Here is a 24976-nt window from a genome sequence, read left to right on the forward strand (position 1 = left end):
GAAATAATGAGTTTTGAAGAATATAAAGGCGTATTTGTCTTCGCACAACAAGTTGATGGTGTTATCAACAATGTTGCGCTTGAATTAACAAGTGAAGCTACAAAGCTTGCTGCTGCTTTAAACACAGAAGTTACAGCTGTTCTTTTAGGAAAAGATGTAAAAGGATTAGCTGATGAATTAGCAGCTTATGGTGCTGATAGAGTTTTAGTTGTAGATGATCCTGCATTAGAAACATATACAACAGAACCATATGCACATGCTATGGATGAAATTATTAAACAATATAAACCAGATATCGTTCTTTACGGTGCTACTGCAATCGGTAGAGATTTAGCTCCTAGAGTTTCTGCAAGAGTTGCTACAGGTCTTACAGCTGACTGTACAGTTCTTGAAATCGGTGAATTTAAAAATGCTTTAGGTAACGTAAACAAAGGTTATGAAGGTAAAATGTTCTTAAATGCAACAAGACCTGCATTTGGTGGTAACTTAATGGCTACAATCGTATGTCCTGACAACAAACCTCAAATGGCTACAGTAAGACCTGGCGTTATGCAAAAAATTGAACCTAAAGAAGGTGCTAAAGCTAACGTAGAAGAAGTTAAAGTTGACTTTACTAAAAACAACAAATATGTAGAAGTACTAGATGTTGTTAAAGCTGTAAAAGACAAAGTTGATATTTCTGAAGCTAAAATCTTAGTATCAGGTGGTCGTGGTGTAGGTAGTGCTGAAAACTTCAAATTATTAGAAGATTTAGCTGATGCTATTGGTGGTGAAGTTTCTGCTTCAAGAGCTTGTGTTGACGCTGGTTGGGTTCCAAAAGATATCCAAGTAGGTCAAACAGGTAAAACTGTTCGTCCACAAGTTTACTTTGCTATTGGTATTTCAGGTGCTATCCAACATGCTGCTGGTATGGAAGAATCTGATATTATCATTGCAATCAACAAAGATGAATCTGCTCCAATCTTCAGCATTGCTGATTATGGTGTAGTAGGCGATTTAAACAAAATCGTTCCATTATTAACAGAAGCTATTAAGAATGCTTAATATAATCATAAAATCTAACTAGTAAAAAGGAGTGTATTATTACACTCCTTTTTTTATGAATAAAACCACGTAATATATATGTGGTTTTTATTTAGTTATTAAATTTTTCTTTAAATCTGTTTTCGTATTCAATAATCAGTTCTTCTCTAAATTGAGGAGCAGCAATATTGATAAGATTTTTTGCTCTTGTTCTTAATGTTTCACCTTTTAAATGGGCAATCCCGTATTCGGTGACAATATAATCTACATCAGTTCTTGATGTGGTTACAGCACTTCCTTTTTGAAGAAACGGAACAATTTTTGAAATTGTGCCGTTTCTCGCGGTTGCAGGAAATGCAATTATGGATTTTCCGCCTTTTGAAAAAGCAGAACCTCTTACAAAGTCAACCTGTCCTCCAATTCCGCTAAACTGTTTTAATCCTATTGCTTCAGCACAAACTTGTCCCATTAAATCAACTTCCAATGCTGAATTGATGGAAATCATATTATCATTTTGTCCTATTACAATTGGATTATTTACATATTCAATATCCATCATGTTTATAATAGGATTATCGTGAACAAAGTCATATAATTTTTGGGTTCCCATTAAAAATGCAACAACCATTTTATTCTTATGTAAAGTTTTCTTTTTACATGTTATTACACCTTTTTCGTATAAGTCAACTACGCCATCAGAAATCATTTCTGAATGTATGCCTAAATCCTTTTTATTTGTAAGAAATTTTAACACTGCATCAGGAATAGCACCTATGCCAAGTTGAAGTGTATCTCCGTCATTAATTAATTTTGCACAATTTTCTCCTATTTTCATTTCAACATCTGTTATTTTAGGATTTGGAAGTTCTGGAATTTGCTCATCGTGTTCAACTAAGATGTCAATATCACTAATATGCAAGAAATTATCTCCTAAAGTTCTTGGCATTTTTTTGTTTACTTGTGCAATTGTTAATTTTGCGGCTTGTGTTGTTGGTTTTGTGTAGTCACATGATGTCCCAAGGGAACAAAATCCATCTTTATCAGGAGGAGAAACAGTAACTAAAGCAACATCAACAGGTAGAGAAGATCTGAAAAGAGTAGGAATTTGATAAAAGAAGCATGGGGTGAAATCTCCTCTTCCTTCATAAACAGCATCTCTTGTATTCCCCCCAAGAAAGAAAGCATTTAATTTAAAGTGTTCTTTCATTTCTTCTTTTGCATAAAGAGAATGTCCCATAGGAACAAGTTGAACAATTTCAACATTATTATATGCTTTATAATTTTCTACCATTTTATCTACAATATAAATAGGTTCTCCTACCGCATGGGCAATAACTACTCTATCGTTTGATTTTATATAATTTACAGCTTCATCGGCTGTTTTTAATTTGCTTTTATATAGTTTATTTATATCCATCTTTTACTCCTTTCCTCTTATTTTGATTAAGGTAAAAGAAAAATATAAGTTATTCTTTTATATTTGCAATATTTTTTGCAAGTTCTTTTTTCATATTTAAATTACCTTGTCTTGCTATCATGATTCTTTGAGCTTGAGGTGAGCCTGCTCCGTGTAGGGATTCTGTTCTGTAACCTACTGCTGCTGTTCCAAGTGTTAGATTTTCTATAAGTCTTAAAATTTTTAGTCTGTCTTTTGTAGGTATATTAGCTACACCTTTTAAATATTTTTCTACGTATTTTCCTACAACAGGACTTTCTAAATCTTTTTGTGAAGGAGCTGTAACCATTATTCCGCCTGCAATATCTTCTGCAAGTCTTGCAATTTCATAAGGATATCTTGTTACGTTTTGTTTACATACATTTGCAAGAAGTAAATCAATCATATAATTACCGGACATTGTTTCATATCCTTGAGAGGAACAAGCTATTCCACAGCTGTATAAAGTTTCATTTAGATGTGTCATTTCAATTAATTTATCTTTTATATGAGAAGCTTTTGCTGCTCCGTTATATTCTGCAACCACTGCTGCTGCACCTATAAGAACATCTCCTACACCAACTTTACATCCTCCGTAAGATTGTCTGTGATAACCTGCAAATCTTTCAACAAGCATTCCTGAAAAATCATATTCTCCATTTAAAAATATTCTTTCATTTGGAACAAAAACATTATCAAAAATAACAAGAGCTTCCATTCCTCCAAATTCTGCATTTCCTACATCCATATCAGAATCTTCAAGTTTTCTGGTGTCACAAGATTGTCTGCCTACAATCATTAAAATACCTTCAGTATCTGTTGGAACCGCAAAGGAAATAGCATAGTCCTTGTCTTGTTCTGTCATATTTATCGTAGGCATAACCAAAACTTCATGAGAGTTAACCATTCCTGTTTGATGCGCTTTTGCACCTCTTACAACAACTCCGTCTTCTCTTCTTTCAACAACTCTTAAATATAAATCCGGATCTTCTTGTTTAGAAGGAGGAAGTCCTCTGTCTCCCTTAGGGTCTGTCATTGCACCGTCAATAACGAGGTCATTATCTTGGCAGTATCTTAAGAATTTTTTAAAGTTTTCATGATAATTTGTTCCATGTGCTTTATCTGTTTCGTAAGTTGTACTATATACTGCATTGAATGCATCCATTCCTACACATCTTTGAAAGCATGATGCTGTTTTTTGTCCGCATAGTCTTTGCATTTTGACTTTTTTAATTAAATCATCTGTGCTTTGATGAATATGTGTAAATCTATTTATTTTTCTGCCGTCTTCTAATGTTACTGTCATTAAATCTTCGTATTCCGGCATTTGTGCTAAGTCATATGTAGCTCTTACTGAATTCAATGAAGGTCGTAAAATTGGATTATCCACTGGATTTTCAATTTTTTCTCCAAACATATATACTTGTAAATTTAATTTTCGTATACTTTCGATATATTCTTTACCTGTCATTAAAGCCATAATATATACCTTCCTTTCGAATGTTTTATGTTAGGGTAGTTGGGTTTTATAATATATAATGCAAATATCGTGCCAATAATTTCATCTTAAAATAGGTATATTTTAATGAAATTTATATTTTTGTTGCAAAAATGCAATGCAAAAATACAAAAAAAAAGGCGCTGGGCCTTTTAATTTGCAGGTGAGAATTTTATTTCCGTTGAAAGATTGTCTACTGTATCAAAGGTATATCCTTGTTTTTTTAGTTGTTTTATTACGTTATCAAGTCCTTTGGGTAAACTTTTATTTCTGTCAAATACATGAATTAAAACAACTGTTTCTTCATTCCATTTTGCTTGTTTTATTATAATACTATATTGTTTTGTTGAAACTTTTGATATTGTATCATTAGGGAATGCATTCCAATCTACATAATCATATCCGTATTCTTTTGACAGTTTTATTATATTTTTGATTACTTTTTTTCCTCCATAAAAGAATGATACTGTATTGTTTGTTCCTCCAGGAAATCTAAAAATTCTACAATCATATCCTGTTATGTCTTTAAAGTTTTTTCTGTTTTTTTCTAAATCTTCAATAAAAGCTTTGGGATTTTTATAAATTTTTTTGTAATCATGAGAATAAGTGTGTAGAGCAAGAAGGTGTCCGTCGTTTACTATTTCTTTAATTATTTTTTCATCTTCTTTACCTTTTGCAGCATTAAAGAAAAAGGTCGCTTTTACATCATTTTTCTCTAATACGTCTAATACTTCTTTTGTCATTTGTGTAGGGCCGTCATCAAATGTTAAATAAATTTTTTTTAACTTTATTTTTTGTATGCTGTCGCTATTAATGCTACCTATTGTTAATATATGAAAAGGAAGGTTTTTTATTTTATAAAAAGTTTTTGATAGTGATATTCTTTTTGTATTTGCAAAAGCTATTATTTTTTTATCATTATTACTTTTTATTATTTTGATTTTATTACCTTTATCTATAAATCCTATGCATTCATTTCTTTCGTTTGTTAATATACTTTCTTTTACAATAATATAGTTTGAATTTTTATTTCTTTCATAATTTATAGGATTAGAAGAACTTTTGCTTAGTAAAGTTATTTCATTTTTATTTTGTAAAATTTTGCATACTTTGTTATAATTATTACTATACGATATATTTAAAATCCACAAAATGAAAAGGACATATATAATAATAAAAAAATATATTAAATTGTTTTTTTTCGTTAGTTTTATTAATAAATTTTTCATACTTGTATTATTATATCAAAAAATAAAATAAATAAAATATTAAAATTATAAAAGTATAGAGAGGAAAATATTTATGATTAAAGCAGCAATATTTGATTTAGACGGAACAATAATAGATACTCTTGAAGATTTGGCGCAAGCAGGCAATAATGTGTTAAAACAAAACGGGTTTGAGGTACATGATATAGAAAAATATAGATTTTTTGTTGGAAGCGGCATAAGAAATTTATGTATAAGAATGTTACCTGAAGAAAAGAAAAGTGATGAAGAATTAATAAATAAAATATTTAATGATTTTAATTCATATTATGGTAAACATTATATGGATAATACAAAGGCATATGAGGGTGTTGAAAATATGCTTAATAAACTTATAGATATGAACATAAAAGTAGGAGTTCTTACAAATAAAGGTCATGAATTTACTGTTCCTATGCTAAAAAAAGTTTATGGAGATTTTCCATTTAGTGTGATTTTAGGTAAAACTGATAAATTCCCCGTTAAACCAAGCAAAGAATGTATTGATTATGTAATGAATAAATTAGAAGTAAGTGGTGAAGAATGCATTTATATTGGAGACAGCAATGTTGATATGCAAACAGCAATAAACGGAAATATTAGTGAAATAATTGGTGTAAGCTGGGGCTTTAGACCTGTTGAAGAACTTAAACAAGCCGGGGCAAAATATATAGTGCATAGCCCAGAAGCAATTATTGATATAGTAAATAAATTAAATAATTAATAATATAAAAGGAGAAGAAATATGATAAAAGCAGCAGTATTTGATTTTGATGGAACGTTAATGGATACTTTGGTGGATACTGCAAACAGTATTAATCATGTATTAAAAGCTCATGGATTCGATGAAGTTCCAATTGAACAATATAAGGATGTATTTGGAGGAAGCTGTTATGATATGATAAACATGGTTACTCCAAAATCAATGAACGATCCACAACTTTTACATGAAATGGATGTTGAAGTACAATATTATTATTCAAAACATTTTAATGAAAATTGTAAGCCTTATAAAAATATAAGACATGCATTAAGAGGACTTAGAAAAAAGAATATAGACTTATGTGTTATAACAAATAAGCCTTCAAGATTATTGGTTCCTTTATTAAACGAATTTTTTGAAGATATTGAATTTAAACATATTATAGCAGCAGATTCAGGATTTCCTTTAAAACCAAATCCTGCATCTTGTAATCAATTGATGCAGACACTTGATATACATCATGATGAAGTTGTATTTATAGGAGACAGCGAAGTTGATATCCAAATTGCAAAGAATGCAAGAGCTTTCTCTATTGGTTGTGGTTGGGGATTCAGAGGTGGTGAATCCTTGATTAAGGCTGGTGCCGACTATGTTATTCATGAACCTATGCACGTATTGGAAGTAGTAAATATTCTTAATAAGAGAAGTCTTAAAAATATTATGGATGAAGCTAAATTGATACTAAAAATATTAAAATAGTTTTTAATTTGATAAATTTTTAAAGGTTATTTTAAGAATTGTAATTATAATGATTATTAATTGATAATGAGTATTAATTACCGAGATTTATAAAAATATAATATTTTTTACAAGGGTGTAATTTTTATAATTGGCACCCTTTTAGTTTGGATAGATATATATAATAAAATTTTATCATACACTAAAATTTATTTTATAAATAATGTAATATATTTGATTATAAATTGTATGTAAATGAAAAAATTAATGATATAATTTAGAAAAATGTTTTAGGAATATTATGGAAACAAAAATATATGATTTAACAAATAATGACAATTTAACAGATATTTTTAATGAAGCCGCTAGGGTTATAAATGGAGGGGGAACCGTTGTTTTCCCAACGGAAACAGTATATGGTCTTGGAGCAAATGCTTACGATGATGAAGCTGTTAAAAAGATTTTTAAAGCAAAAAACAGACCTATGGATAATCCTTTAATAGTCCATATTAGTGATTTTGGTATGCTTGAGGGATTAGTTAGAGAAGTAAGCAATGATGCAAAAAAACTAATGGATAAATTTTTCCCGGGTCCTCTTACTTTAATTATGAAAAAATCAGATAATATTCCAAACAGCGTATCAAATCATTTGGATACCGTTGGAATAAGAATGCCAAGTGACAAAGAAGCAAATGCTTTTATAAAAGCTTGTAATACTCCGATAGCAGCACCAAGTGCAAATATATCAAAAAGACCAAGTATAACTAATAAAAAATATTTGGTAGAGGAACTTAGTGGTAAAGTAGATATGATTCTATGTTCAAAGGAATCTCAAATAGGTTTGGAATCTACGGTTTTAGATGTTTCGACTGATAAAGTAAAATTACTTAGACCGGGAAAAATAAGTGCAAAAGAAATTGAAGAGGTAATAAACAAAAAAGTTTATGGATACAGCAAAGAAGATGCACTTCTTCCAAAATCTCCGGGAATGAAATATGAACATTATAAACCTAAAACAAAGGTGGTTGTTTTAAGCGGTGAAGATAAATCTATTATTAATTATCTAAATAATTTAAAAGAAGAACATATAGGATTTTTAGGATTAAATAATATTTTAGGTAAAATTGAAAATGATAAAGTATTCCTAAAATCTTTGGGAAAAGATATTGTTGATGCAAGCAAAAATTTATATTTTCTTTTAAGGGAAATGGATAAAGAAAATTTAAATGTGATTTATGCTCAAGCTATGGATACGGAAGGTATAGGGCTTGCGTATATGAATAGACTTCTTAAGTCTGCATCCGGAGATATAATAAATCTATAAATCTATAAATAGTTAATAACTGCTTTGCAGTTTAAATAAATTAATTTTAAAGGAGAAAAATTATGAAAATAGTTATTGCAAGTGATCATGGTGGTTATGAATTAAAACAATTCTTAATCGACACATTTAAAAAGGAAGGTTATGATTTTGTAGATTACGGAACAGATTCTGCAGATAGTGTTGACTATCCTGACTATGCAATTAAAGTTGGCGAAGCTGTTGCAGCAGGAGAATTTGATAGAGGTATTTTAATTTGTGGTACAGGTATTGGTATCAGCATTGCTGCTAATAAAGTAAAAGGTATCAGAGCTGCTCATTGTACAGATACATTCTCTGCTAAAATGTGTAAACAACACAACAATGCAAACATCATTGTTTTAGGCGGAAGAATTACAGGTCCTGAACTTGCTGCTGAAATCCTTAGAGCATATTTAGATGAAAAAGAATTCTTAGGTGGAAGACACGAAAACAGAATTAACAAAATTAAAGCATACGAAGAAAAAGTATACAAATAAAAAAAGGGAAAAATAATGGAAAATAATCAAAGACCTTCGTGGGATGAATATTTTATGGATATGTTGGAAGTTGTAAAAACTCGTTCAACTTGTATAAGAAGACAAGTTGGAGCAATAATAGTAAAAGACCATAAAATTATTTCTACCGGTTATAACGGAGCACCAAAAGGTCTTAAGCATTGTACAAAAGATACTTGCATAAGACTTAAAAACAATATAAAAAGCGGAGAAAGACATGAGCTTTGCAGAGCTACCCATGCAGAACAAAATGCTATTATTTCTGCTGCAACCATGGGAGTAAGTGTAGAAGGAGCAGATATTTATATAACTGATTCTCCTTGTATTCTCTGTTCAAAAATGTTAATAAATGCAGGTATTAAAAGAATTGTATATAAAGGTAATTATCCTGATGAATTTAGTATGGAATTATTAAAGGAAGCAGGAGTTGAGGTTGTTAAATATGACGGAAAATAATAAAAATAATGATATCTCAAGTATTGCAAAAGCTTTGGCTATATTTTTTCAGCTGGGCATTACTATTGTTGTAACAATAGTTTTATGTTTATTCTTTGGAAAATTCTTAGATTCAAAGTTTCAAACGGGTAATATTTGGACGTTAATATTTTTATTTCTTGGTATATTGGCAGCCATTAGGAATATGTATTATATTCTTAAAAATGTAATGAAAGAATAAAAAAATATGGTGGTTTGCTTTTGCAAACCACCATATAAGCAATACGAATAATAATGAATGAGGCTTAAAATGAATAAGGAAAATAACGAGAATTTTACTATTGAAGATTTACTAAAAGAGCAAATTCAAATAAGTATATTTACTTTGATTTTAAATTTTATTTTTATAATTTTTGTATTGCTTTTTAAATTAGATAAGAGTATAATTCTTGGAATAATATCAGGATGTCTTGTTGCTTTAATATTTCATTGGATGTTATTCAATGATTTAAGAACGGCAATAAAGATGGATAAGGACAGTGCCGTAAATTATGCCAATTTACATGCTGCCATAAGAAAAGTACTCTTGATATTGGTATTAGTTTTTCTTGTGGCTAATAAGTGGATAAAAGTAAATGTAATAGGACTAATAATAGGGTTATTATCTTTTAGAGCCGTGTTATATGTTTATAATCTTATTAGTTTAAAAAACAAGTAATAAAAAAATGGAGAAGAGAAAATGAATGTAAGTATTAGTACTGTTGATAATATTTTTAATATCGGCAAAATACCTATATCTAATACAATTATTTGGACTGTAATTATTTTAGCTTTAACCTTCGTTTTTTTAATGTATTTAGCAAAAGGTCTTGAAATTAGACCTAATTCTAAAAAACAAGTTATTGCTGAATATATGGTAAGTGCTTGCAGAGATTTTGTAAGCAGTACTATGGGTAAGAAAAACATTGGTTTTACACCATACTTTTTTGCCTTGGCTGCTTTCTTGCTTGTTGCAAACTTAAGTAGTTTTGTATTCCTTGGGATAGTAAGACCTCCTACTGCGGATTTGGCTACAACACTTACACTTGGAATTATAACTTTTGTATTAACTCAATATTATGGATTAAAAACAAAAGGTATAAAAAAATACTTGAAGGATTTTACAGAACCGGTATTTTTCTTTTTACCTATAAATATTATTGGTGAAATCGCAAATCCTGTTTCACTTGGTTTCCGTTTATTCGGTAACATTACAGGTGGACTTATAATATTATCATTGGTATATTCTATATTTGTCGGTTCCGCAAAAGTTGCAATGTTTGTTTTCTTTACATCATTGATTTTATGTCTTTACTTATGTTTTGGAAAAGCAAACAAATTTACGGAAAATAAGATTGTTAGAATTGTTGCCATATTATTACTTATACCATCATTCTTTGTAGCATTCTGTCACGGTTATTTTGACTGGTTTGCCGGAATACTTCAAACATTTATATTCTGTATGTTATCGATGGTATTCATTTCATCCGCAATGGATGAAGAATAATTTGCCTTTACCCGATTTTTAATCGGATAAAATATAAAAATAGAAAAATGCTTTTTTATTCAAGGAGGAAATAATAATGAATATTTCAGGAAGTGATTTAATTTTAGCATGTTCAGCAATAGGTGCCGGTCTTGCCATGATAGGTGCATTAGGTACAGGAGTTGGACAAGGTAATGCAACAGGTAAAGCTTGTGAATCAGTTGCAAGACAACCAGAAGCAGAAGGAACAATATTAAAAACATTATTAACAGGTTGTGCTGTTGCGGAAACATCAGCTATTTATTGTTTGGTTGTCGCTTTAATTTTATTATTTGTTAAACCTTTTAGCTAAAAAAGACAACGATAATAAAGGTAAGGTGGTGATTATATGCTAGCTGGATCATTAATAAACTTTTCAACTGAAATGCTTTATCAAATGTTAATTCAGGGTGCAATATTTTTACTATTCTTTATTTTGGTAAAGAAATTCTTTTATGATAAAGTCGTAGAAGTTATTGATAAAAGACAAAGTATTATAACCGAAGAATTTGACAAAGCGGAAAATGAAAATTTAAAAGCAAACGCTTTAAAACAAGAATATGAAAAGAAAGTAAAAAGTATCAATGAAGAGGCTTTAGCTATTACTAACGAGGCTACCAAAGAAGCTAAAGAAATAAAAGAAAACATTATTTCAGAAGCAAATGAGGAAGCTAGGAAGATTAAAGCTAAATCTAAAAAAGATATTGAAAGTGCAAAAGAACTTGCAATGAAAGAAATGAAAGATAATATTATCGATATTTCTTTAGATATAACAAATAAAGTTATAGATGCAAAACTTGATAAAGATGCTGATGAAGCATTGATTAAAAAAGCTATTGCAAGTTTGGATGAGGTGCATTATGAGTAATGCTGCTTACAGATACGCTTATTCTTTATCATCTTTATGTATAGAAGAAAACATAATAGATACTATATATGATAAATTTACATCATTTTATGATTCATTATTAAGTAACGAAGAACTTTATAACGTTTTTTCAAACGAAACAATAATGAAAGAAGATAAAAAAAGTATCATTAACAATATTCTTAGTGATGAAGATAATAAAATACTTAAAAACTTTTTTAATATTTTAGTTGATAAGGATAGGATTTGCGAAATCAAAATGATATATCTTAATTTTAAGAAAATGTACTTAGAATATAAAGGTATTTTAGATGTTGAGGTTGTAAGTGCAAATCCGTTAAGTGATGAATTAAAAGAAAGTTTAAAAAATAAGTTATCAAAAAAACTTGATAAAACAATTATCTTAAATGAAAAAATAGATAAAGATATCATTGGGGGTATCGTACTATTTATTAATGGAAAAATGATTGATTTATCAGTAAAAAATGAACTTAATCAAATAAAAAGACAGTTAAAAGAAACAAAGATAGTTTAAGAAGGGAAATAAAAATGAATTTAAAACCCGAAGAAATCAGTAGAATTATAAAAGACCAAATTAAAAACTATGACCAAAAAATAGAAACTACTTCAGTAGGTACTATCTTAAGTGTTGGTGATGGTATCGCCAGAGTTCATGGTTTAGATGGCGCAATGATGGGTGAACTTATTTTGTTCCCTGGTGATGTTTATGGTATGGTTTTAAACCTTGAAGAAGACAATGTTGGTTGTGTTCTACTTGGTGATGATACAAATATCGTAGAGGGAGACACTGTAAAATGTACAGGTAAAATTATGAGTGTACCTGTAGGAGAAGGTGTTATCGGAAGAGTTGTAAATGCTCTTGGTGAACCTATTGACGGTAAAGGAAATATCATAGCTGAAGAATACAGAAGAGCCGATGTAAAAGCCAGCGGTGTAATTGAAAGAAAAAAAGTAAGTGTACCGCTACAAACAGGTTATAAAGCTATTGACTCTTTAATTCCAATCGGAAGAGGACAAAGAGAACTTATCATTGGTGATAGACAAACAGGTAAAACTGCTTTAGCAGTTGATACAATTTTAAATCAAAAAGATGAAGACGTAATTTGTGTGTATGTTGCTATCGGACAAAAAGCAAGTACAGTAGCGCAAATTGTAGGAACACTTGAAGAATATGGTGCAATGGATTATACAACAGTAGTATGTGCCACAGCAAGTGAAATGGCGCCACTTCAATATCTTTCTCCTTATTCAGGATGTGCAATTGCAGAATATTTCATGGAAAAAGGAAAAGATGTATTAATAGTTTACGATGATTTAAGTAAACATGCGGTGGCTTATCGTTCAATGACATTACTACTTCGTAGACCACCAGGAAGGGAAGCTTACCCAGGGGATGTATTCTATTTACATTCAAGACTTCTAGAAAGAGCTGCTAGACTTGAAAAAGGCGGTTCAATAACTGCTCTTCCTATTATTGAAACTCAAGCCGGGGATATATCTGCTTATATTCCAACAAACGTAATTTCAATTACAGACGGACAGATATTCCTTGAAAGTGAACTTTTCCATGCCGGTGTAAGACCAGCTGTAAACCCTGGTATTTCAGTTTCAAGGGTTGGGGGAGATGCACAAATTACAACAATGAAAAAAGTTGGCGGACCTCTTAGAATAGAGTATGCACAATATAGAGAACTTGCTTCATTCGCACAATTCGGTTCTGATCTTGATAAGTCAACTAAGGCAAGTCTTGAAAAAGGTAAGAGAATTGTTGAAATGTTAAAGCAAGAACAATATTCTCCTATGAAAGTAGAAGAACAAGTGCTTGTTATTTATGCTATTACAAATAACTTTGCAAGAGATGTTAAAGTAGATGACATAAAAGAATTTGAAAAAGGATTGGTTGAATATGCACATGCAAATGCTGCCGGTACTTTAGAAAAATTAAAAGTTGCAAAAGGTTTTGATGATGAATTAAAAGCAGAAATGACAAAACTAATTAACGACTATAAAGATATCTTTCTAAGTGGTCGAGAATAAAGGAGCTATGAGTTATGGCTGAAAATATGGCAGACATTAAAAGAAGAATAAAAAGTGTGTCAAGTACAAAGCAAATAACTAAAGCAATGGAACTTGTTGCAAGTTCAAAACTAAGAAAAGCAAAAGAAAGAGCTATAAGCAGAAGTCATTACACAGATGCAACATATCAACTTCTTCTTAGAATAGCAAAATATACTTCTCATATAAACAATTTATATTTTAATGTAAGAGATGATGCTCATAAAATAATATATATTGTTTTAAGCGGTGATAAAGGACTTGCCGGCGGTTTTAACTCTAATGTTATTAAAGAAGCCGTAAGTCAAATAGGCGATAAAAAAGAAGATGCTTATATTTTTGCACTTGGAGCAAAAGGAGCGGACTATTTTAAGAAAAATGGTTATGATGTTGTAGGTGAATATATTGGAATAAGCGATGACCCTAACTATGGTGTTGCTAAAAAGATTATCGGTACAGTAATTAATCTTTATAGCAGCAATAAAGATGTTAGAGGGGTAAGAATGATTTATTCTAAATTCAACTCTGTTGTATCTCAAGGTGTATTAAGTGCAAAAGTTCTTCCTATATCAAGAAAAGCGAAGAACAGCGACGGCACTGATGTTAAAAGTGAATTAGTCATTGAGCCGGGTGGAGAGGAATTATTGGAAGAATTAGTTCCTCAATATATAACAAGTCTTCTTTATGGTGCTATGATTGAAAATCATGCTGGTGAAGAAGCATCAAGAAGAATGGCAATGAGTGCAGCTACAGACAATGCAAATGAGCTTTTAGATGAACTTGAAATAAGATACAATTCAGCCAGACAGTCAAGTATTACAAATGAACTTATAGAAATAGTTTCAGGTGCAGAAGCCTTGAAGTAAAGGAGAAAAACAATGAATGATGAAAATTTACATTTAGAAATTGCAACTCCTACAAGGACTTTTTATAAAGATTATGTAGAGAAATTTACTTTTAGAGCTACAAGCGGAGAAATGACAGTGCTGCGTAATCACGTGCCTACAATGACTGTTGCTGATATTGGAATAATGCATATAACAAATTTAGAAGGTGAAAGGCAAGAGGCGACATTGTTTGGAGGAACTGTTTTAATAGAAAACAATAAAATCCTTGTTGTAACAGACGATGCTTTATGGCCTGAAGAAGTTGACGTAAAAAGAGCTGAAGAAGCTAGAAGAAGAGCTGAAGAAAAACTTCATTCAAGCAAATATAACCGTCAAGAATTTGTTCATGCAGAACATAAGTTAAAGAAAGCTTTAGTAAGAATAGATTTAGCAAATACGTATGAAGGTATTTCTAGACATAAGAAATATTAGTCACATGAATTAAAGGAGACAAAAAAGTCCTATGGAAAATATAAAAGGAAAAATAGTCCAAGTTGTAGGACCGGTTGTTGATGTTCAGTTTAACGACGGAGAATTACCTAAATCAAACGAAGCTATCAAAATTGATAATCACGGTGAAGAATTAATCATCGAAGTTAGCGAACATATCGGGGACAATACAGTAAGATGTATTGCTATGGATACAACTGACGGGCTAATCAGAGGAATGGAAGCTACTGCTACCGGTAATCCTATTATGGTTCCGGTAGGAGAAAAAACATTAGGCAGAATGGTTAATGTTTTAGGACAACCAATAGATGGAAAAGAAATGGATATGGATGGAGTTAAACTTTCTCCAATTCATAGAGATCCTCCATCTTTTGAACAACAACAAACTGTTCCTGAAGTATTTGAAACAGGAATTAAAGTTGTAGACTTAATTTGTCCTTACACAAAGGGTGGTAAAATTGGTTTATTCGGTGGTGCCGGAGTTGGTAAAACTGTATTAATCCAAGAACTTATCAGTAATATTGCCACAGAACATGGTGGTCTTTCTGTTTTTGCCGGTGTAGGTGAAAGAACAAGAGAAGGAAACGACCTATATTATGAAATGAAAGATTCAGGAGTTTTGGAAAAAACTTCATTATGCTTTGGTCAGATGAATGAGCCACCTGGAGCAAGAATGAGAGTTGCTTTAACAGGGCTTACTATGGCAGAATATTTTAGAGATGAAGAAAATCAAGATGTACTTTTATTCATTGATAACATCTTTAGATTTACTCAAGCCGGAAGTGAAGTTTCTGCTTTACTTGGTAGAATGCCTTCAGCCGTAGGGTATCAACCAACACTTGCTACAGAAATGGGTGCATTACAAGAAAGAATTACATCTACAAAGAATGGTTCAATTACATCGGTTCAAGCGGTATACGTACCTGCCGATGACTTAACAGACCCTGCTCCAGCAACAACATTCGCCCACTTGGATGCTACAACTGTACTTTCAAGAGCAATCAGTGAAAAAGGTATTTATCCTGCTGTTGACCCTCTTGAATCAACAAGTAGAATTTTGGATCCAAAAGTAGTTGGTGAAGAACATTATCAAATTGCAAGAGGAGTTCAAGAAATACTTCAAAGATACAAAGAACTTCAAGATATCATTGCAATTTTAGGTATGGAAGAATTAAGCGAAGAAGATAAACTTATTGTTGGAAGAGCAAGAAAAATTGAAAGATTCTTATCTCAACCATTCCATGTTGCTGAACAATTTACAGGTTTACAAGGAGCATATGTTCCTATTTCAGAAACTCTTAGAGGCTTTAAAGAAATCTTACAAGGTAAACATGATGATTTACCTGAAGCTGCATTTTTACTTGTTGGAACAATTGATGATGCAGTTAAAAAAGCAAAAGAAATTGAAGAAGCTGAATAATAAAAAAAATACATTTATGATTTTCATAAATGTATTTTTTTATTGCAATAAATAAAAAAGCCTTAAGAATATCTTAAGGCTTAAATTTCAAAAAATGGTGATCCGTCAGGGGATCGAACCCTGGACACCCTGATTAAGAGTCAGGTGCTCTACCAGCTGAGCTAACGGACCATTTATCATGCTTTATTATTATAATAAAGTATGATAAAAAAGTCAATAATTTACATTTATAAAAGATTTCTTTTTAAATATTTAATATATTTCATCAGTGATTTTTTTTGCACACTCTTCAAGTTTTCCTCTATCTAATGCAAATTTGAATATACTGTAACGGTCTCTTATTTTATAACATTTTAGCATGCTTTCATAAAATAAATCTTTATCTATACCGATATCTTTTGGTAAAACCGGATTTCCCATTATTTTTAACATATTTTCTATATCTTCGGGAGTATAAACATTTTCCATTATATTGTTAGGTATAATATCTCTTAATAAGTAAAACATTTTTGAAACAATAGGAGTGGCAATTCCTACTTTGATTCCATGTAGCTCGGGGAATCTATTATTTTTTATAAAATCTACTTCCCAATAATGTGAAAGCATATGTTCTGCTCCTGATGCAGGACGAGAAACACCTACAAGTCCCATTGCAACTCCTGTAAGTGTAAGGGCTTCAATTAAGTATTTTATCGCATTTTCATCCCTGTCTTTTAATTTGTCAGCGCTATTAATTGTTTTTTGAACAGCTTCTTTTGTTAATTGAATACAGGTTTCGCAGTAGTATTCATCGTTTATTTCTTTTGATAATTCCCAGTCCATTAAAGCAGTTATTTTACCTATTATATCTCCATATCCAGCTCTTATAAGTTTCATTGGAGCATTTTTCATTATGTTTATATCTCCTATGATTGCATAAGCTAAAGTTGCATTAAAAGATATTTTCATTCCGTTACATATAAGAGGAGCGCCGTCTGATGCATAACCGTCCATTGAAGGAGCAGTGCATATAATTATATATGGAATACCTGTTTTTACAGATAAAAATTTACCAATATCATTTATACTTCCACTTCCTATGGCTATAATAAGTTTTGTATCGTTGTCCATTTCCATAAAAAGTCTGCCAACAACTTTTTCATCAGGGATTAATATTTCTTCTCCTGTTTCAATTACAAAGTTTTTATAATTATAATTGTTTTTATCAAGTTCATTTAAAGTTTCTTTTCCTGCTGCTTTAAAAGTATTAGTATCACTGAATACAAAAATCTTGTTATCTTTAAAAGGTGATATTATTCTATCAAGTTCTTCTATTGCATTTTCTTTTATACATATATCGTGTATGTTTAAAGTATGGTGTTTTCCACATTTACAATCAAAACTTAGGTTTGACATTTCATTTATACTCATTTCTAATATATCTTTCATTTTAATCTCCTTTTTATTTTCTATGGTATACTTCCATTTCGTATCTTGTTTTGTATGCGTTTGATTTTGCTTCGACATATTCGATTGGTTCATTTGTTATTGTATAAGTTGTTGATTTTAATAAACTTATTGGATCATTTAATTTAATGTCTAAATGCATTGCATCGTATTCATCAGCTTTAATTATTACTAGTTCCTGTTTTCCCTTATAAGGTATTATGCCTATATTTGATAATGTTTTGTACAAAGATGCATTTGTAAAATCTTCTTTCATTAAATATTTTGCATATTTTTTTAATAAGTAAGATGTTGTAAGGGAAAACAATTTATCATCTATATATCTTTGTCTTTCCAGTTTAAAAACTTCATCACCTTCATTTATATTTAATTTTTTTGCAATATATTCATCAGCTTTCCATATGTTTTGAAATAAAACTTTACTTTTTATTTCCTTGCCTTGAAGTTTTGCATCACTGTAAAAACCTAATGTTGAAGTAAGTTGATGGTCTATATAAGGGCTATTGCCTAAATAGAAAGTACCTTTTCGCTCTCGTTTTTCTATTAATCCTTCTTCTTCAATAAGTTTTAATGCAGATTTTATTGTAGGCCTGCTGACGTTATATTTTTCACAAAGTTCTCTTTCGCTTGGTAATATTGAATAATATCCTAAGTTTTTAAAGTCTGTTATTAATTCTTCTTTTATTTTTTTATATAAAGGTTCTTTGCTCATTTTACCTCCTTTATATATCCAGTGGATATATTATAATTATATATTATATCAAGAAATAAAAAAAGTCAATAAAAAAAGTATATCCAGTGGATATACTTTTAATTATTTTATATTATTGGTTTTTTCATATATATATCTATATCTGTCACATAGTTTACTTTCTAAAAATTTGTTTTCAAATTCTTCAACATTTTTACAATTTTCGGCCATTTTTTCTATTTTTTCAAATAAAAAATCAGTAAATTTTTTTATTTTGCTATTATAGCAATGATTAAATATTAAATTTTTTCTTGCATCAATGGTCGCTTTTATATATGTATCCATTTTATCACTCCTTTAATATTTATATACATATGTTATCATTTCTTTTTGTCATTTATTTGTATATTATCTGATAATTAAAAATTAATATTGTGAGATTTTATTATTGTTATAAAATTATATACCTTTTTTTATTAAAGATTTGTCTTTTTTTGATATAATAAACCTATAAAATTTTAAGGAGATAACGTTGAATAATTTTGTTGATTATTTTGAAGAAAATGAAATAAGTGAATTAAGCAGTATTAATTTTGAAAATCCCGAAATTGGTTTTGATGTGGATTTTAAAATAAATGACCATATAGAAATTATCGATGTAAATGATAAAATGTTAACCATAGAATTTACAAGAAATCTTATTGAATTGGATCTTGATGAATTGTTCCTTGAAATAAGCGTTTTGATTACATTCAAGGTTAAGAAAGAATTTGATAATACAATTGTTTTTCTATCTAAAATAAAACAAGAGGATTTGAAAAAAGTGATACTCGAAAATGAGGATTTCTTTTTAAGCTGTTCAATTTGTACAGTTTCTCTTTTAATTTCTCAAATTTTGTCTGCATTTGGTCGAATTCCACCAATTACGCCGCCTTTATTTATAAAAGAATAAATTTTAATATTGTCTAAATTTTCAAAAAACTATTGACAATTCTTTTAAAAGGTAGTATCATCAAAACAACATTAATATAGAAAACCGTAGAGAAAGAGTAGTAGACAAGATAAGAATGATTTACAGAGAGTTATAAGACGGTGAGATTATAGCATGATTTCCTTGTTGAATGGACTTTTGAGGGTGGCTTTGAAATGAAAAAAGTATGGGCCATCGGGCACCCGACCCGTTATCATAAAGGGCGTATATGATGGTATACGAATTTGAGTGGGCATATTATATATGTCAATTTGAGTGGCAACGCGGATATTTCGCCTCAAGCAAAATTGCTTGAGGCTTTTTCTATATTAAAAATAAAAATTTTTAATAAAGAGAGGAAAGACAAATGAACATGAAAAAAGTATTAATGGTAGGACTAAGTTTAATGTGTATGGCAGGAGTGCTTGCAGGATGTGGTAATTCATCAGGATCAAGTGACGGAAATTATGAAATAGGTATTTTACAATTTGCAAATCATGGTTCTTTGGATAACTGCAGAGAAGGTTTTTTACAAGGATTAAAGGAAGAAGGAATTGAAGAAGGAAAGAATTTAACAGTTACATATAAAAACTCAGGTTCAGATATGGCAACTGATAATCAAATTGCATCAAGTTTTGCTTCAAAAGATTATGATCTTATTTGTGCAATAGCAACTCCAAGTGCACAAAGCGCATACAACGCAACTAAAGATAAGGATATTCCCGTTGTTTACACAGCTGTTACATCTCCAAAACTTGCTGGATTTGTAGACGATAATAATAAAAATGTTGGAAATATAACAGGTACATCTGATTTGATTTTGGCAGACGAACAATTAAAATTAATAAAAGATATGATGCCTGATGTTAAAAATGTAGGAATTCTTTACAGTACAAGTGAAGTTAATTCACAGTCAGGTATTGAAGCATATGAAAATGCAGCTTCAAAATATGGAATAACTATTGTTACACAAGGTATAAGCTCTTCTGCTGATATTCCTATGGCAACAGACAGTTTACTTAAAAAAGTTGATTGTATAACAAATTTAACTGATAATACTGTTGTAAGCAATCTTCCAACAATTTTAGATAAAGCAAACAAAGCGAAAATTCCGGTTTTCGGTTCTGAAGTTGAACAAATAAAAAATGGTTGTATTGCTTGTGTCGGTATTGATTATGTAAAACTTGGAAACCAAACAGGAAAAATGGCTGCAAAAATATTAAAAGGTGAAGCTACAGCAAAAGATATGGAATTTGAAACATTTAATGCTGGCGAAATTGTTATAAATACAAAAGTTGCATCTGATCTTGGAATAACAATTCCTGATAGTGTAAAATCAAGTGCTTCACAAACTTTTGATAGTGTTGCTTCTGAAGAATAATAATAATTTAATTGCCATATATAAGTTTTCTTATATATGGCAAACTATAAAAGTTTATAAATATAAGATTAATATTTAATTTCATATTTATACATTTTAAGAAAAGAGGAGAGTGTTTTGGATTTATTACTTAGTATTTTTGAACAGGGCTTTATATATGCAATAATGGGGCTTGGTGTGTATATTACATATAAAATTTTGGATTTTCCGGATTTGTCAGTTGACGGAACTTTTCCCCTTGGGGCTGCAATTACTGCAGTACTTATTACAATGGGAGTTAATCCTTATGTAACTTTAATCATTTCTCTACTTGGGGGAGCTTTAGCCGGAGTGCTTACGGGTATAATACACGTAAAGTTTAAAGTAAGGGACTTGCTTTCAGGGATTATTATGATGACAGCTTTATATACTATAAATCTACGAATAGCCGGTGGAGTGGCAAATGTTCCTATTTTTAATTATAAAACTATTTTTGATAATGATTTTATAAATGGTATTTTCCCTGATTCCATATCGCAGTTTAAAACAGTTATAGTAGTTTTTATTATACTTTTAATTGCTAAATTGTTACTTGATTTATATTTAAAAACAAAATCAGGATATTTATTAAGAGCAGTAGGAGATAATGAAAAAATAGTTACTTCTCTTGCAAAAGACAGTGGAATAACAAAGATAATTGGGCTTGCTCTTGCAAATGGGCTTGTTGCTCTTGCGGGAAGTGTAATGTGTCAACAACAAAGATTTTTTGAAATTACAATGGGAACGGGAACAATCGTTATAGGGCTTGCAAGCGTAATTATAGGTATGAATGTTTTTAAAACAAATAAGTTAAAAGCAACTACCGCAGTTGTTTTAGGTTCTGTTATTTATAAGGCATGTGTTGCAATAGCTATTGAATGTGGACTTGAAGCTTCTGATTTGAAACTTGTAACGGCTGTTTTATTCTTTGTTATTTTAGTATTCAGCATGGATAGGAAGAAGAAGGTGAAATCATGATAAAACTTGAACATATAGATAAGTATTTTAATATTGGAACAATAAATGAAATATGTTTATTTAAAGATTTTAATTTAAACATAAATGATGGTGATTTTATTTCTGTTATAGGAAGTAACGGTTCAGGAAAAACTACGGTATTAAACTTAATATGTGGAAGTTTAGAACCTGAAAATGGTAAAATTATATTAGATAATGAAGATATAACAAAACAAAAAGAATATATAAGAAGTAGAAAAATAGGAAGAGTATATCAAGATCCGTCAATGGGAACTTGTCCAAGCATGACTATACTTGAAAATATGTCCTTAGCTGATAATAAAGGAAAATCTTATGGGCTTGGAATGGGGACAAATAAGAAGAGAGTAAATTATTATAAAGATCTTTTGTCTAGATTAAACCTTGGACTTGAAAATATGCTAGACACGAAAGTTGGTGCATTATCCGGCGGGCAAAGACAGGCAATGGCTCTTTTAATGACAACAATGTCAGATATAAAATTCTTAATTTTAGATGAGCATACTGCTGCGCTTGATCCAAAAACCGCTGATTTAATAATGAAATTTACAGATGAGATTGTAAAAGAAAAGAAGATAACTACAATAATGGTAACTCATAATCTTCGTTTTGCTACCGAATATGGAAATAGAATTTTAATGATGCATAAAGGTAATGTGATTATTGATAAAGCAGGGGAAGAAAAAGAAAATATAGATATAGATGATCTTCTTTCTAAATTTAATGAAATAAGCATTGAACTTGGAAATTCAATATAAAAAAAGACCTTATATAAGGTCTTTTTTATATTTCATCTTTTTTTGTTAAACACATTTTTACAGAATGTTTCCAGCCTGCATATAATTCTTTTCTTTTCTCTTCTGTTATTTCACTATTGAAAAGTTTGCTTGTTTTTCTTACTTCTTTTAATTCTTCTTCACTATTCCATACTCCTGTTGCAAGTCCAGCAAGGAATGCTGCTCCCATTGCTGTAGATTCTATGCAGTTTGGTTTGTTTACAGGGCAGTTTAGTATATCTGATTGGAACTGCATTATAAAGTCGTTTTGACAAGCACCGCCGTCAACCATAAGTTCTTTTAGCGGAATCTTACTGTCATCTTCTATTGCATCAAGGAGATCTTTTGTTTGATAGCATATGCTTTCAAGAGCCGCTCTTACAATATGCGCTTTTTTCGCTCCTCTTGTAATTCCGGTTATAATTCCTTTTGCATACATATCCCAATAAGGAGCTCCAAGACCTGTAAATGCAGGCACTATATATACACCATTAGTATCATTTACACTTGTTGCGATTTGATATGTTTCTGCTGCTGTTTGAATCATACCAAGTTCATCTCTTAGCCACTGAACAACAGCGCCCCCTATAAATACGCTTCCTTCAAGGGCATAAGTGATTTTTCCGTCAATACCATAAGCGATAGTTGTTAAAAGTCCGTTATGAGATTTTATTGGTTCTTTTCCTGTATTCATAAGTAGGAATAGTCCCGTGCCATATGTATTTTTTGCTTCTCCTACATTGTAACATCCTTGACCAAATAAGGCAGATTGTTGGTCTCCAGCAACTCCTGCAATAGGAATTTCTTTTCCTAAAATTTCTTTATCCATATATCCTAGTATTCCACTGCTATTAACAACTTCAGGCAAGATATTTTTAGGAATATCTAAAGCTTCCATTATTTTTTCATCCCATTTTAGATTATGGATATCATAAAGCATTGTTCTTGATGCATTTGTATAGTCTGTTGCATGTACTTTACCTTTTGTAAGATTATATATAAGCCATGTATCAATGGTTCCAAAAAGAATTTTACCTTCTTCGGCTTTCTTTCTTGCGCCCTCAACATTATCTAATATCCATTTGATTTTTGTTGCTGAGAAATAAGCATCAATCTTAAGTCCTGTTGTATTTATTATGTGTTGTTCAAGACCTTTTTCTCTTAGGTCTTCGCATATATCTGCAGTTCTTCTGCACTGCCATACTATTGCGTTATATATTGGATATCCTGTATCTTTATCCCATAAAACAGTGGTTTCTCTTTGATTGGTTATACCAACTCCTTTAATATCATCAATATTTATATTAGCTTTTTGAACACATTGTTTTATGGTAAACAATTGTGTCATCCATATTTCCATTGCGTCGTGTTCAACATATCCTGCTTTTGGATAAATTTGTTTAAATTCTCTTTGTTCAACACTTACTATTTCTGCGTTTTCATCAAATAAAATCGTTCTACAGCTTGTTGTACCTTGGTCGATTGCCAATATATATTTTTTCATAGGCTCACCTCTTTATGTTTATATATAATATTATACTTCATTATGTATACGTTTAGCAATATAATAATTTTATGTAAATAGTTTGTAAATATAATATTAAGATATTTATTTTAATGATATAATATAAAATAATATGATTAAAGGTAATATAAAATGGATATATATAAATTTTTTGATAAGAACAAAAATTATACAAAATTAGAAGAAAGAATTATTGATTATTTTTATGATAATATAGATTCTATTTTTTTTATGACAATTGGTGAAATTTCAAAAGATTTAAACATTTCTCAAGCAACGATTTCTAGATTTGTTAGGCATGCTGGATATTCAAATTTTAAATCTTTAAAGAATGCAATTTTAAGTAATCTGGGAAAAAAGACACCCGGGGAAAAAATTAGAGTATCTATAGACAAAAATATTGATGATCCGATATCTTCTTTTTATTTATATCAACAGAATTGCATTAATAAAACTTTTGATATGCTTGATTTAAATGTAATTGATAATATTTCACAAAGTATTATTGATTCTAAAAATATCTTTTTATATGGTAAAGGTGCTGCAAAAAGTTTATGTGATTTATTAAAATTTAGATTAAAACGATTTGGGAAAAATGTAATTATAATGAATTCAAGCGGCTCGGAAATGTTTGAAGATTTAATTAATATTAGAAAAGATGATTTAGTTATAATTTTTTCCTTTGAAAATTTATCAAAAGAAGTTGAAGTTATTTTATCTTATGCAAAGAAGGTTTACTTTAAAACTGCAATTTTTACCAGAAGAAAACATGATAAGTTATTAGATTGCGTTGACTTTGTTGTAAATGTGTATAGAGGACAACCTAATGAATATCATTCAATGGCTGCTCCTGTTATTCTTTTAGATAGCTTGGTAATTTTAACGGCATATAAAATGGGAGAAGATGTTATAAATAAATTGGAAGAACTTCATTGCTTAAAAGATTATTATATAGATAAAATACCAAGATAA

General features: G+C 30.1%; 28 protein-coding genes, 1 tRNA gene and 1 other annotated feature. Of the genes, 21 read left to right on the plus strand and 8 right to left on the minus strand.

What is annotated here, in order from left to right:
• The first annotated feature begins 6 nt into the window (after positions 1 to 6).
• Positions 7 to 1044 (plus strand): electron transfer flavoprotein subunit alpha/FixB family protein, encoded by a 1038-nt coding sequence (locus V2W16_RS08985; RefSeq protein WP_253229594.1) that lies wholly within the window; start codon positions 7 to 9, stop codon positions 1042 to 1044.
• A 91-nt stretch (positions 1045 to 1135) separates the two neighbouring features.
• Here V2W16_RS08985 and V2W16_RS08990 read toward each other — a convergent pair whose 3' ends face one another.
• The 3 genes from V2W16_RS08990 to V2W16_RS09000 form a co-directional block, all read right to left on the minus strand.
• A complete protein-coding gene (locus tag V2W16_RS08990) occupies positions 1136 to 2440 on the minus strand; it encodes an acetyl-CoA hydrolase/transferase family protein (RefSeq protein WP_329384648.1) in 1305 nt (434 codons plus the stop codon).
• 49 nt (positions 2441 to 2489) lie between these two features.
• Complete coding sequence (locus V2W16_RS08995; RefSeq protein WP_329384651.1) at positions 2490 to 3938, minus strand: 4-hydroxyphenylacetate 3-hydroxylase family protein; 1449 nt, start codon at positions 3936 to 3938, stop codon at positions 2490 to 2492.
• A gap of 170 nt (positions 3939 to 4108) precedes the next feature.
• Positions 4109 to 5107, minus strand: a complete 999-nt coding sequence (locus V2W16_RS09000) for a polysaccharide deacetylase family protein (protein ID WP_329384653.1) — start codon at positions 5105 to 5107, stop codon at positions 4109 to 4111.
• 151 nt (positions 5108 to 5258) lie between these two features.
• On the opposite strand from V2W16_RS09000, the gene V2W16_RS09005 reads away from it, so the two are divergent.
• From V2W16_RS09005 to atpD, 15 genes are all read left to right on the plus strand, one after another.
• Positions 5259 to 5927 (plus strand): HAD family hydrolase, encoded by a 669-nt coding sequence (locus V2W16_RS09005; RefSeq protein WP_329384656.1) that lies wholly within the window; start codon positions 5259 to 5261, stop codon positions 5925 to 5927.
• A gap of 21 nt (positions 5928 to 5948) precedes the next feature.
• Positions 5949 to 6665 carry an HAD family hydrolase gene (locus V2W16_RS09010; RefSeq protein WP_138268752.1) on the plus strand — a complete coding sequence of 239 codons (717 nt, stop codon included), beginning with the start codon at positions 5949 to 5951 and terminating at the stop codon, positions 6663 to 6665.
• Positions 6666 to 6945: 280 nt separating this feature from the next.
• Positions 6946 to 7968 carry an L-threonylcarbamoyladenylate synthase gene (locus V2W16_RS09015; protein ID WP_329384661.1) on the plus strand — a complete coding sequence of 341 codons (1023 nt, stop codon included), beginning with the start codon at positions 6946 to 6948 and terminating at the stop codon, positions 7966 to 7968.
• Between the two features lie 62 nt (positions 7969 to 8030).
• Positions 8031 to 8483, plus strand: a complete 453-nt coding sequence (rpiB, locus tag V2W16_RS09020) for a ribose 5-phosphate isomerase B (protein ID WP_138268754.1) — start codon at positions 8031 to 8033, stop codon at positions 8481 to 8483.
• 15 nt (positions 8484 to 8498) lie between these two features.
• A complete protein-coding gene (locus V2W16_RS09025) occupies positions 8499 to 8957 on the plus strand; it encodes a deoxycytidylate deaminase (RefSeq protein WP_138268755.1) in 459 nt (152 codons plus the stop codon).
• Positions 8944 to 9177: an AtpZ/AtpI family protein gene (locus V2W16_RS09030; protein ID WP_329384664.1), complete on the plus strand. Its 234-nt coding sequence runs from the start codon at positions 8944 to 8946 to the stop codon at positions 9175 to 9177. The genes V2W16_RS09025 and V2W16_RS09030 overlap by 14 nt, the downstream gene beginning before the upstream one ends.
• A 69-nt stretch (positions 9178 to 9246) precedes the next feature.
• Positions 9247 to 9654, plus strand: a complete 408-nt coding sequence (locus V2W16_RS09035) for an ATP synthase subunit I (RefSeq protein WP_171020588.1) — start codon at positions 9247 to 9249, stop codon at positions 9652 to 9654.
• Between the two features lie 21 nt (positions 9655 to 9675).
• Positions 9676 to 10482, plus strand: a complete 807-nt coding sequence (locus tag V2W16_RS09040; protein WP_138268758.1) for a F0F1 ATP synthase subunit A — start codon at positions 9676 to 9678, stop codon at positions 10480 to 10482.
• Between the two features lie 76 nt (positions 10483 to 10558).
• Positions 10559 to 10813: an ATP synthase F0 subunit C gene (gene atpE, locus V2W16_RS09045; protein WP_138268759.1), complete on the plus strand. Its 255-nt coding sequence runs from the start codon at positions 10559 to 10561 to the stop codon at positions 10811 to 10813.
• Positions 10814 to 10849: 36 nt separating this feature from the next.
• Positions 10850 to 11368, plus strand: coding sequence for a F0F1 ATP synthase subunit B (gene atpF / locus V2W16_RS09050; RefSeq protein ID WP_329384670.1), 519 nt, complete (start codon positions 10850 to 10852; stop codon positions 11366 to 11368).
• A complete protein-coding gene (gene atpH, locus V2W16_RS09055; protein WP_329384674.1) occupies positions 11361 to 11903 on the plus strand; it encodes an ATP synthase F1 subunit delta in 543 nt (180 codons plus the stop codon). The genes atpF and atpH overlap by 8 nt, the downstream gene beginning before the upstream one ends.
• A 14-nt stretch (positions 11904 to 11917) precedes the next feature.
• On the plus strand, positions 11918 to 13426 hold the full coding sequence (gene atpA, locus V2W16_RS09060; protein WP_329384677.1) for a F0F1 ATP synthase subunit alpha: 1509 nt from the start codon (positions 11918 to 11920) through the stop codon (positions 13424 to 13426).
• Between the two features lie 14 nt (positions 13427 to 13440).
• Positions 13441 to 14310 carry an ATP synthase F1 subunit gamma gene (gene atpG / locus V2W16_RS09065; protein WP_329384680.1) on the plus strand — a complete coding sequence of 290 codons (870 nt, stop codon included), beginning with the start codon at positions 13441 to 13443 and terminating at the stop codon, positions 14308 to 14310.
• Between the two features lie 12 nt (positions 14311 to 14322).
• Positions 14323 to 14763: an ATP synthase F1 subunit epsilon gene (gene atpC, locus V2W16_RS09070; RefSeq protein WP_138268764.1), complete on the plus strand. Its 441-nt coding sequence runs from the start codon at positions 14323 to 14325 to the stop codon at positions 14761 to 14763.
• A gap of 31 nt (positions 14764 to 14794) precedes the next feature.
• Positions 14795 to 16201: a F0F1 ATP synthase subunit beta gene (atpD, locus tag V2W16_RS09075; protein WP_329384684.1), complete on the plus strand. Its 1407-nt coding sequence runs from the start codon at positions 14795 to 14797 to the stop codon at positions 16199 to 16201.
• A gap of 95 nt (positions 16202 to 16296) precedes the next feature.
• Here atpD and V2W16_RS09080 read toward each other — a convergent pair.
• The 4 genes from V2W16_RS09080 to V2W16_RS09095 form a co-directional block, all read right to left on the minus strand.
• Positions 16297 to 16372, minus strand: a tRNA-Lys gene (locus V2W16_RS09080).
• A gap of 81 nt (positions 16373 to 16453) precedes the next feature.
• Entirely contained in the window at positions 16454 to 17629 is a 1176-nt protein-coding gene (locus tag V2W16_RS09085; RefSeq protein ID WP_329384687.1) for a sn-glycerol-1-phosphate dehydrogenase, read from the minus strand.
• A 13-nt stretch (positions 17630 to 17642) separates the two neighbouring features.
• Entirely contained in the window at positions 17643 to 18359 is a 717-nt protein-coding gene (locus tag V2W16_RS09090; protein ID WP_138268769.1) for a GntR family transcriptional regulator, read from the minus strand.
• A gap of 102 nt (positions 18360 to 18461) precedes the next feature.
• Positions 18462 to 18683, minus strand: coding sequence for a hypothetical protein (locus tag V2W16_RS09095; protein ID WP_138268770.1), 222 nt, complete (start codon positions 18681 to 18683; stop codon positions 18462 to 18464).
• A 187-nt stretch (positions 18684 to 18870) separates the two neighbouring features.
• Between V2W16_RS09095 and V2W16_RS09100 the strand changes: the two genes are divergently transcribed.
• The 4 genes from V2W16_RS09100 (at position 18871) to V2W16_RS09115 (ending at position 22461) form a co-directional block, all read left to right on the plus strand.
• Complete coding sequence (locus V2W16_RS09100; protein WP_329384690.1) at positions 18871 to 19290, plus strand: hypothetical protein; 420 nt, start codon at positions 18871 to 18873, stop codon at positions 19288 to 19290.
• Between the two features lie 78 nt (positions 19291 to 19368).
• Positions 19369 to 19612, plus strand: a binding site (T-box leader).
• A gap of 63 nt (positions 19613 to 19675) precedes the next feature.
• Positions 19676 to 20689, plus strand: coding sequence for an ABC transporter substrate-binding protein (locus tag V2W16_RS09105; protein ID WP_371922819.1), 1014 nt, complete (start codon positions 19676 to 19678; stop codon positions 20687 to 20689).
• Positions 20690 to 20806: 117 nt separating this feature from the next.
• On the plus strand, positions 20807 to 21685 hold the full coding sequence (locus V2W16_RS09110; RefSeq protein ID WP_253229584.1) for an ABC transporter permease: 879 nt from the start codon (positions 20807 to 20809) through the stop codon (positions 21683 to 21685).
• Positions 21682 to 22461: an ABC transporter ATP-binding protein gene (locus V2W16_RS09115; RefSeq protein WP_329384695.1), complete on the plus strand. Its 780-nt coding sequence runs from the start codon at positions 21682 to 21684 to the stop codon at positions 22459 to 22461. Before V2W16_RS09110 ends, V2W16_RS09115 begins: the two co-directional genes overlap by 4 nt.
• A 25-nt stretch (positions 22462 to 22486) precedes the next feature.
• Here the strand turns inward: V2W16_RS09115 and glpK are convergent, their stop codons facing one another.
• Positions 22487 to 23983, minus strand: a complete 1497-nt coding sequence (gene glpK / locus V2W16_RS09120) for a glycerol kinase GlpK (RefSeq protein ID WP_329384698.1) — start codon at positions 23981 to 23983, stop codon at positions 22487 to 22489.
• A 153-nt stretch (positions 23984 to 24136) separates the two neighbouring features.
• Between glpK and V2W16_RS09125 the strand changes: the two genes are divergently transcribed.
• Entirely contained in the window at positions 24137 to 24976 is an 840-nt protein-coding gene (locus V2W16_RS09125) for a MurR/RpiR family transcriptional regulator (RefSeq protein WP_138268776.1), read from the plus strand.

Origin of the sequence: Anaerofustis butyriciformans (assembly GCF_036289385.1) — a bacterium.
Lineage (GTDB): Bacteria > Bacillota > Clostridia > Eubacteriales > Anaerofustaceae > Anaerofustis > Anaerofustis butyriciformans.

Bases quoted from the DNA above. Each gene is read 5' to 3' on its own strand.
- V2W16_RS08985 (WP_253229594.1), top strand. From the start codon at position 7: ATGAGTTTTGAAGAATATAAAGGCGTATTTGTCTTCGCACAACAAGTT.
- V2W16_RS08990 (WP_329384648.1), bottom strand. From the start codon at position 2,440: ATGGATATAAATAAACTATATAAAAGCAAATTAAAAACAGCCGATGAA.
- V2W16_RS08995 (WP_329384651.1), bottom strand. From the start codon at position 3,938: ATGGCTTTAATGACAGGTAAAGAATATATCGAAAGTATACGAAAATTA.
- V2W16_RS09005 (WP_329384656.1), top strand. From the start codon at position 5,259: ATGATTAAAGCAGCAATATTTGATTTAGACGGAACAATAATAGATACT.
- V2W16_RS09010 (WP_138268752.1), top strand. From the start codon at position 5,949: ATGATAAAAGCAGCAGTATTTGATTTTGATGGAACGTTAATGGATACT.
- V2W16_RS09015 (WP_329384661.1), top strand. From the start codon at position 6,946: ATGGAAACAAAAATATATGATTTAACAAATAATGACAATTTAACAGAT.
- rpiB (WP_138268754.1), top strand. From the start codon at position 8,031: ATGAAAATAGTTATTGCAAGTGATCATGGTGGTTATGAATTAAAACAA.
- V2W16_RS09025 (WP_138268755.1), top strand. From the start codon at position 8,499: ATGGAAAATAATCAAAGACCTTCGTGGGATGAATATTTTATGGATATG.
- V2W16_RS09030 (WP_329384664.1), top strand. From the start codon at position 8,944: ATGACGGAAAATAATAAAAATAATGATATCTCAAGTATTGCAAAAGCT.
- V2W16_RS09035 (WP_171020588.1), top strand. From the start codon at position 9,247: ATGAATAAGGAAAATAACGAGAATTTTACTATTGAAGATTTACTAAAA.
- V2W16_RS09040 (WP_138268758.1), top strand. From the start codon at position 9,676: ATGAATGTAAGTATTAGTACTGTTGATAATATTTTTAATATCGGCAAA.
- atpE (WP_138268759.1), top strand. From the start codon at position 10,559: ATGAATATTTCAGGAAGTGATTTAATTTTAGCATGTTCAGCAATAGGT.
- atpF (WP_329384670.1), top strand. From the start codon at position 10,850: ATGCTAGCTGGATCATTAATAAACTTTTCAACTGAAATGCTTTATCAA.
- atpH (WP_329384674.1), top strand. From the start codon at position 11,361: ATGAGTAATGCTGCTTACAGATACGCTTATTCTTTATCATCTTTATGT.
- atpA (WP_329384677.1), top strand. From the start codon at position 11,918: ATGAATTTAAAACCCGAAGAAATCAGTAGAATTATAAAAGACCAAATT.
- atpG (WP_329384680.1), top strand. From the start codon at position 13,441: ATGGCTGAAAATATGGCAGACATTAAAAGAAGAATAAAAAGTGTGTCA.
- atpC (WP_138268764.1), top strand. From the start codon at position 14,323: ATGAATGATGAAAATTTACATTTAGAAATTGCAACTCCTACAAGGACT.
- atpD (WP_329384684.1), top strand. From the start codon at position 14,795: ATGGAAAATATAAAAGGAAAAATAGTCCAAGTTGTAGGACCGGTTGTT.
- V2W16_RS09085 (WP_329384687.1), bottom strand. From the start codon at position 17,629: ATGAAAGATATATTAGAAATGAGTATAAATGAAATGTCAAACCTAAGT.
- V2W16_RS09090 (WP_138268769.1), bottom strand. From the start codon at position 18,359: ATGAGCAAAGAACCTTTATATAAAAAAATAAAAGAAGAATTAATAACA.
- V2W16_RS09095 (WP_138268770.1), bottom strand. From the start codon at position 18,683: ATGGATACATATATAAAAGCGACCATTGATGCAAGAAAAAATTTAATA.
- V2W16_RS09105 (WP_371922819.1), top strand. From the start codon at position 19,676: ATGAACATGAAAAAAGTATTAATGGTAGGACTAAGTTTAATGTGTATG.
- V2W16_RS09115 (WP_329384695.1), top strand. From the start codon at position 21,682: ATGATAAAACTTGAACATATAGATAAGTATTTTAATATTGGAACAATA.
- glpK (WP_329384698.1), bottom strand. From the start codon at position 23,983: ATGAAAAAATATATATTGGCAATCGACCAAGGTACAACAAGCTGTAGA.
- V2W16_RS09125 (WP_138268776.1), top strand. From the start codon at position 24,137: ATGGATATATATAAATTTTTTGATAAGAACAAAAATTATACAAAATTA.